The sequence below is a fragment of the Mycobacteriales bacterium genome (genome assembly GCA_040902655.1).
Classification (GTDB): domain Bacteria; phylum Actinomycetota; class Actinomycetes; order Mycobacteriales; family SCTD01; genus SCTD01.
In genome coordinates, this window is the sequence record JBBDWV010000050.1 from 76,690 (window position 1) to 84,281 (window position 7,592).

At 73.1% G+C, this 7,592-nt stretch carries 7 protein-coding genes; 1 reads left to right on the top strand and 6 read right to left on the bottom strand.

Features of this window, described 5'->3' with window-relative positions; all coding sequences use genetic code 11:
• Window positions 1-43: 43 nt before the first annotated feature.
• From WD794_14110 to WD794_14135, 6 genes are all read right to left on the bottom strand, one after another.
• The gene (locus WD794_14110) at window positions 44-1,645 is read right to left on the bottom strand and encodes a cation acetate symporter (GenBank protein ID MEX2291442.1); all 1,602 of its coding nucleotides are present in this window, start codon (window positions 1,643-1,645) and stop codon (window positions 44-46) included.
• A complete protein-coding gene (locus WD794_14115; GenBank protein MEX2291443.1) occupies window positions 1,642-1,998 on the bottom strand; it encodes a DUF485 domain-containing protein in 357 nt (118 codons plus the stop codon). The genes WD794_14110 and WD794_14115 overlap by 4 nt, the downstream gene beginning before the upstream one ends.
• Before the next feature lie 111 nt (window positions 1,999-2,109).
• The gene (locus tag WD794_14120) at window positions 2,110-3,903 is read right to left on the bottom strand and encodes a cation acetate symporter (GenBank protein ID MEX2291444.1); all 1,794 of its coding nucleotides are present in this window, start codon (window positions 3,901-3,903) and stop codon (window positions 2,110-2,112) included.
• A gap of 25 nt (window positions 3,904-3,928) precedes the next feature.
• Window positions 3,929-4,315, bottom strand: a complete 387-nt coding sequence (locus WD794_14125; GenBank protein MEX2291445.1) for a hypothetical protein — start codon at window positions 4,313-4,315, stop codon at window positions 3,929-3,931.
• The gene (locus WD794_14130; GenBank protein MEX2291446.1) at window positions 4,312-5,085 is read right to left on the bottom strand and encodes a LytTR family DNA-binding domain-containing protein; all 774 of its coding nucleotides are present in this window, start codon (window positions 5,083-5,085) and stop codon (window positions 4,312-4,314) included. Before WD794_14130 ends, WD794_14125 begins: the two co-directional genes overlap by 4 nt.
• A complete protein-coding gene (locus tag WD794_14135; GenBank protein MEX2291447.1) occupies window positions 5,082-6,284 on the bottom strand; it encodes a histidine kinase in 1,203 nt (400 codons plus the stop codon). Before WD794_14135 ends, WD794_14130 begins: the two co-directional genes overlap by 4 nt.
• A gap of 113 nt (window positions 6,285-6,397) precedes the next feature.
• Between WD794_14135 and WD794_14140 the strand changes: the two genes are divergently transcribed.
• Window positions 6,398-7,246 carry an oxidoreductase gene (locus WD794_14140; protein ID MEX2291448.1) on the top strand — a complete coding sequence of 283 codons (849 nt, stop codon included), beginning with the start codon at window positions 6,398-6,400 and terminating at the stop codon, window positions 7,244-7,246.
• The last annotated feature ends 346 nt before the right edge of the window (window positions 7,247-7,592 follow it).

The following is a 7,592-nucleotide window of genomic DNA, read 5'->3' on the forward strand; positions in this document are numbered from 1 at the left end:
CGGGGACGTCCCGGGAGCCGGCGCTCGTACGTGCCTCAGGTCCTCAGTGATGCACCACCTGACGTGAGGAGCCGGCACCGGTGAGCGAGCGGACCTCCATCTCGGCGTACTTCGCGGCGTTGTACTCCTTGCTCGTGATCGCACCGAGGTAGCCGAGCAGGAACGATGCCGGGATCGAGATCAGGCCGGGATTGGCCAGCGGGAACCACGCGAAGTCCGCGCCGGGGAACATCGCCGTCGGTGCGCCCGAGACGGCTGGCGAGAAGGCGATCAGCGTGATGGTGATGACCAGGCCGCCGTAGATGCTCCACAGGCAGCCACGGGTGTTGAACCGCTTCCAGAACAGCGAGTACAGGATCGTCGGCAGGTTCGCCGACGCCGCGACCGCGAAGGCCAGCGCCACCAGGAACGCGATGTTCTGTCCGTTGGCCGCGATGCCGCCGAGGATCGCGACGGCGCCGACCACGATGGCGGCGATCCGGGCCACCCGCACCTCGGCGCCCGGCGCCGGCTGGCCGCGCTTGATCACCTGGGCGTAGATGTCGTGGGCGAAGGAGGCCGACGCCGTGATCGTCAACCCGGCGACCACCGCGAGGATGGTGGCGAAGGCGACCGCCGAGATGACCCCGAGCAGCAGGGTCCCGCCCAGCTCGAAGGCCAGCAGGGGAGCCGCCGAGTTGGCTCCGCCGGGGGCGGCGGCGATCCGGTCCGCACCGACCAGGGCGGCAGCGCCGTAGCCCAGGGTGAGCGTGAACAGGTAGAAAAGGCCGATCAGCCAGATGGCCCAGACCACCGACCGGCGAGCCTCCTTCGCCGTGGGAACGGTGTAGAAGCGCATCAGGATGTGCGGCAGGCCGGCGGTCCCGAGCACCAGGGCCATCGACAGCGAGATGAAGTCCAGTCGCGTGATGCCGCTGACGCCGTACTTCTTGCCCGGCTCGAGCTGCGCACCGGCCTCGGCGCCCCGGCCGAGCATCTCGGAGAAGTTGAAGCCGAAGCGGGTGAGGACCCAGAACGACATGAGGGCGGCGCCGGAGATGAGCAGCACCGCCTTGATGATCTGGACGTACGTCGTGCCCTTCATCCCGCCGATGAGCACGTACGAGATCATGAGAATGCCGACCAGAGCGATGATGACGCTCTGCCCGCCGCGGCCGTTGATGTTCAGCAGCAGGGCGACCAGGCCACCCGCGCCGGCCATCTGGGCGAGTAGGTAGAAGAACGACACGACCAGCGTCGAGGTCGCGGCGGCCGTGCGCACCGGCCGCTCCCGCATCCGGAACGCCAACACGTCGGCCATCGTGAAGCGCCCGGTGTTGCGGAGCAGCTCGGCGACGAGCAGCAGCGCGATGAGCCAGGCGACGAGGAAGCCGATGGAGTAGAGGAAGCCGTCGTAGCCCTGCAGCGCGATGGCGCCGGCGATGCCGAGGAACGACGCGGCGGACAGGTAGTCACCGGAGATGGCGACGCCGTTCTGCCGGCCGGAGAACGAGGAGCCGGCGGTGTACATGTCCGAGGCGCTCTTGTTGGTCTTGCTGGCCTTGAGGACCAGTGCCATCGTCACGGCGACGAACGCGCCGAAGATCGCCAGGTTCAGGATCGGGCTGCCGACGGCCGTGTCCGCGGCCTGGGCGAGGACGGTCATCGGGCCTCCTCCTCGAACTTCTCACGCAGGCGCTGCGACGCAGGGTCCAGGCTCTTGTCGGCGTGCCGGATGTAGAGCGCCGTCACGGCGAAGGTGGAGACGAACTGCAGCAGGCCGAGGACCAGGCCGACGTTGATGTTGCCGACGAGCCGCTGGCCCATGAAGTCGGCCGCGTAGGCCGCGAGCGCCACGTACGCGAAGTACCAGACGAGCGCACCCAGCGCGACGGGCAGCACCCAGCCGCGGTAGCGCCGCCGGAGTTCCTGGAATTCGGGACTCTCCTGCATCACGAGGTAGCTCGTCTCGACCGGCGTGTACGTCGCGTGCCTCCTGTCGTGTTCGGACGTGGTCAAGGATCCTCCTGTAGCCGACGGAAGCGGGACTGCCGCACAGGTCACAGCCGCGGATGCGCGGCTGTGACACCCATCACGTTGCCCTCCACAGGGAGGGCGACACAAGGCGACTCAGCGGCGGATGCGCCTGAACGCCCACTGGCTGCGTCGAGCGGTCGAAAGCTGCGACGAGCGGTCGGGGGCGGCCGGCAGTCCCAGCGCCTCCGGGGCGTGCAGCGCGAGCATGGTGCGGCCGACATCGGGTGGGACCGAGCGGCGGGTCAGCAGCGAGCCGCCCACCATGACGGCGAACGCCGTGGGCACCGTCCAGGCGGCCGGCTGGGCCAGCAACGCGCCTGGCCAGCCTCCGGCCACGGCTCCGGTCAGCGTCGCCGTCACCGCCAGCGCCGACAGGGTGCCGCCGACGAGCAGACCAGCCGTCGCGCCGGTCGCGGTGAGGCCGCGCCACCAGATCCCGAGCACGAGCAGCGGGCAGAACGTCGAGGCCGCCACCGCGAAGGCCAGCCCGACCACCTGCGCCAGGGGCAGCGCGGTCGCCGGCAGTGCCAGCGCGAGGGAGACCGCGCCGACCAGTGCCGCGGCGAACCGGAAGCCGCGCACCGAGCCGTGCAGCCGCCCGGCTGGGCGGTCGTTGCGGGCAACGGGCAGCAGGTCCTGCAGCAGCACACCGGCGGTGGCCACCAGCAGGCCGGAGGAGGTCGACAGGAACGCGGCGAACGCGCCGGCCACCAGCAGCGCCTGCAGCAGCAGGCCGGTCGTCCCGTCCAGCGCCGCCACCGGCAGGGCGAGGACCACCGCGTCGGTACGCCCGGTCAGCAGCAGCTCGGGGACGTAGAGGCGCCCGAGCGCCCCGTACAACGCCGGGAGCAGGTAGAACGCGCCCAGCAGCGCGAGCACGAGCAGCGTCGTGCGGCGGGCGGCCCGGCCGTCCGGGTTGGTGTAGAAGCGCACCAGGACGTGCGGCAGACCCATCGTGCCGAGAAAGGTCGCCAGCACGAGGGCGTACGTCGCGTAGAGCGGGTGCTCGACCCCCCCGGCGCCGGACAACGGCCGGACCCAGGACCGGCCGGTCGCCGGCTCGAGTCCCTCGACGTGGGGCACCGCCGCACCGGCGGGGAAGACGATCGTGCTGCCCTGCGCGAGGCGGTGCGGTCCGACCCCGAGCAGCCGTTGCTCGCCGTCCATGAGCACCGGCACCGGCTGCTCGACGACGAAGCGAACCGGGCTGTCGGCCGACACCGTCGTGCTGCCGGTGAAGACCGGGCCGGCGGGCCCCCCGAGCGCCGGCCTGCCGTCCGCCTGCCAGGCCAGCAGCAGGAACACGGCGGGTACGGCGAGGGAGGTGAGCTTGAGCCAGTACTGGAAGGCCTGGACGAAGGTGGCGCTGCGCATACCGCCGCCCATCACGTTGCCGGTCACGACGACCGCCACGAGCACCGCTCCCACCTGGACCGGCAGGCCGGTCGTCGCGCGGAGCGCGAGCCCGGCGCCGTGCAGCTGTGGCACGAGGTAGAGCAGGCCGATGGCGACAGCGGCCACGGCGGACAGCCGCCGCAGGCTGCGTGACCCGAGCCGCACCTCCGCGAAGTCGGGGACCGTGTAGGCGCCCGAACGTCGCAGGGGTGCGGCGACGAACAGCAGCAGGACGACGTAGCCGGCGACGAAACCGACCGGGAACCACAAGGCGTCGGCGCCGTAGACCATGACGAGGCCCGCGACGCCGAGGAAGGACGCTGCCGACAGGTACTCGCCGCCGATGGCGGAGGCGTTCCACAGCGGCGACACCGTGCGGGAGGCGACCAGGAAGTCACTGGTGGTACGCGCGAGCCGCAGCCCGTAGACGCCGATGCCGATGGTCGCCGCCACGACCAGCGCCACGGCGAGCAGCGGCAGCGCCACGCTCACCCGCTCTCCTGCACCGGGGCCCGCGTCACGAGCGGTCGACCAGATCGGCGAAGTCGCGCTCGTGCCGCTCGGCCAGCCGCACGTGGACCAGCCCGCCCAGCAGCAGGGCCGGATAGACGAGTACGCCGAGGACCAGCCACGGCAGCGGCAGCCCGAGCAGCTGGACCGACCGGCTGGCCGGCACCAGCGCGAACAGCAGCGGCAGCCCGCCGAGCAGCCCGGCGAGCACCCCGAACGTGCGCAGCGCGAGCAGCAACTGGGCCCGCACCAGCGACCGGACGAGCAGTTCGCCGACGACGTCCTGCTCGTGGAGCGCCCTGCGCGCCGACGGCCCTGGGGGAGGTCGGACCGCCGACGTCCGCGGGCTGGTCACGGCCACCCGGCGCGGCGGGTCGACCGGCGGCCCGGTCACTGTTCGGCCTCGCGGCGGGCACGGCGGACCAGGCGGTCCTTGAGGTCGCGACTGAGGCGGCGGCTCACCGGCAGGACGACGGCCGTGGTGCCGCTGCCGACCCGGACGGAGTGCCCGCCGCCCGGCTCGACCCGCAGCTCGCGGATGGCGCTGCCGGCCACCAGGTAGGACCGGTGCACGCGGATGAAACCCACTGCGGCCCAGCGTTCTTCAAGGGCGCTCAGCGGCACCCGCACCAGGTGGCTGCCCGTGGCCGTGTGCAGCCGTGCGTAGTCCCCCTGCGCTTCGACATAGCGGACGGTGGACACCTGCAGGAAGCGGGTGACGCCGCCGAGCTCCACCGCGATGGTGCTCTCGTCGCGGGAGGGGGCAGCACCCGCGCGGGCCGCCCGCACCCGACCCACCGCCTCGGCCAGCCGCGCAGCGCGTACCGGCTTGAGCAGGTAGTCGACGGCGTGCAGCGAGAAGGCCTCCACCGCCGCGTCGTCGTGCGCCGTCACGAACACCACCGGAGGCGGGACGGCGAAGCGCGCGAGCAGTCGGGCCAGCTCCAGCCCGGACAATCCCGGCATCCGGATGTCGAGGAAGACGGCGTCGACATCGTCGTTCTCGAGCGACTTGAGTGCCGTCAGCGCGTCGGTCGCCGTCTTCACCCGCGCGATCCGCGGATCGGCGCGCAGGAGATAGGCCAACTCGTCCAGGGCGGGCGGCTCGTCGTCGACGGCGAGCACGCGCAGGCCGGCGCCCTCGAGCGGTGCCGGCGACGTCACGATGCCCGCATTCCAGGCCGTACGCCCGGGGCGAACTTGGGTACCCGGACCGTCACCTTCGTCCCCGCGTCGACGGCTGTCTCGACGAGCAGCCCGTGGTCGTCGCCATAGATCGCCCGCAGTCGCGCGTCGACATTGCCGAGCCCGAGGGACTGGTGCCCGCCCGCGTCGGGGCCCGCTGTCCCCGCCAGTGCCTGCCGCACCCGTTCGGGGTCGCTGCCGGCTCCGTCGTCCTCGACGCTGACGCGGCAGTGTCCGCCGTCGTCCTCGGCGACGACCGTGATGGTGCCGCTGCCCCGGCCGCGCTCGAGGCCGTGCTGGACGGCGTTCTCGACCAGCGGCTGCAGGCAGAGGTACGGCACGGCGACCGGTAACACCTCGGGAGCGACCCGGAGGACCACCTGCAGGCGCTCACCGAACCGGGCCTTCTCCAGCTGCAGGTAGCGGTCGATCGAGCGCAGCTCCTCGGCGAGCGTCGTGAACTCGCCGTGACTGCGGCTGGAGTAGCGGCTGAAGTCGGCGAAGTCGAGCAACAGCTCCCGGGCCCGCTCCGGATCGGTACGGACGAACGAGGCGATGGCGGTCAGGGCGTTGAAGATGAAGTGCGGGCTGATCTGGGCCCGGAGTGCCTGCACCTGGGCCTCGGCGAGCCGGGAGCGCGACTCGTCCAGCTCGGCCAGCTCGAGCTGGCCGGACACCCACCGGGCCACCTCGCCGATCGCACGCACCAGCCCCGGGCTGACGCCGGTGGCGTAGGCCGTCAACGACCCCACCACCCGGTCGTGCAGGACCAGCGGTTCGACCACCGCCGACCGGACGGTGCAGTCCGGGTGCCCGCAGACAAGGGTGTGCTCCACGGCGGTGCGGCCGGTGTGGAGCGCCTGCCCGGCCAGCCGCCAGGCGGCCGGTGCGTGCACCTGCTCGCCCGCGCCGTCCCACGCGAGCAGCTGCCCGGTGTCGGTGAGAGCGACGGCGGTGCTGCCCAGCAGGGTGCGCAGGTGCCGGGCGCTGCGCTGCGCCGCGGCCGCGGTGAGTCCCTCGCGCAGCGGTGGGCCGGCCAGATTCGCGGCGTGCAGCGCGGCATGCGCGGCCCGTTCCTCGTCGGTGCCGAACGACCGCCGGCGCAGCCGTCGCCACAGGGTGGCCGCCAGCAGGCCCACGGCCAGTCCGACGGTCGCGGCGAGCAGCGCCTGCTCCATGTGCGGACGATAGGCCGTCCGTGGCGGCGCCGGCGAGGGACGGCACCTCCCGCCACCCGCCCGCCGCTCGTCGGCCGGCCGTCGGTACCTGGTCCGCCGTACCCTCGAGCGGCGTGACTCCCCCGCTGACCGATCCGCTCTCCGCCGTTGCGCGACTTCCCGGCGTGCCGGCGGCGGTGGCCGAGGCCCGCGCGGCCGTCGACGGCCTGCTGGCCCACCGGGTGCTGCGCCGCGGCTCGGCCGAGGTCACGGCCGAGTCGGCCCTGCGGGGCGCGCGCGCGTCCGCCGAGCTCGAGGGTGCCGGCATCGAGCTGGAGCGGCTGCGTGGGCAGTTGATGGCCGGCGGCACCGTCACGCTGCCCAGCAGGGACGAGCGGGGTGCGCGGCTGGTCGAGGGCGCGGTCCGGCTGCACGCCGACCTCGGCCAGGTGCTGGTCGCCTGGCGGCACTCCCCGCGCCAGGCGCTGGCCCGGTTGCACGTCCTGGCCGCCTCCGAGGTCGTGCCGGACCCCGACGTCCTGGGGCGCCCGCGGCCGTCCGGCGCGTCGTACGACGACCCGGTCGGTCTGGGGGCGGCGCCCGACCCGCTGGAGGTCGTCTCCCGGCTGGACGGTCTCGCAGGCGTCCTCACCGGCGGCACGTCCGCACCGGCGGTCGTCGTCGCCGCCGTCGTGCACGGGGAGCTGATGGCGCTGCGCGCCTTCGGGACCGCTGACGGACTGGTCGCCCGGGCCGCCGCGCGGCTCGTGCTCATCGACCGGGGCCTGGACCCGAAGGCTGTCTCCGCGCCCGAGGTCGGACACGCCGAGCTGCACGCGGAGTACGCCGGGATGCTGCGGGGCTACGTCACCGGCGGCCCGGACGGCGTGGCGCGCTGGGTCGTGCACTGCGCGCAGGCGGTCGCCCTCGGCGCTCGGGAGGGGCTCGCGGTGTGCGAGGCGATCCGGCGCGGCGTCTCCTAGCCGGGACGTCGGGCAGACGGGAACGGCGGCCCGTCTGGAAGGGCCGCCGTCGCCATGCGCGGGGGTCAGGTGATCAGAGCGTGCAAGGTGTTCGTCGAGTGGGTCCCGTGTTGTCCAGCTGGGACCTTCGGATCCTTTCGGGTGACGGTGGGACCTCTCGACGTGCCTCTCGCGGCTGGTCGCACGTGGGTGCCTGGCGCTCGCGCACGGACCGCCGTCGGGGGGAACTCGTCCGCCCGCAGGCGGTGGTCCGTGTTTCCGTTGTACGCCGGGACGCGCGGTTGCGCAAGACCGCGCGTTGACTCACCAAAAGTGCGCGCGTAGGGGTAGTCGTTGACTCATTCAC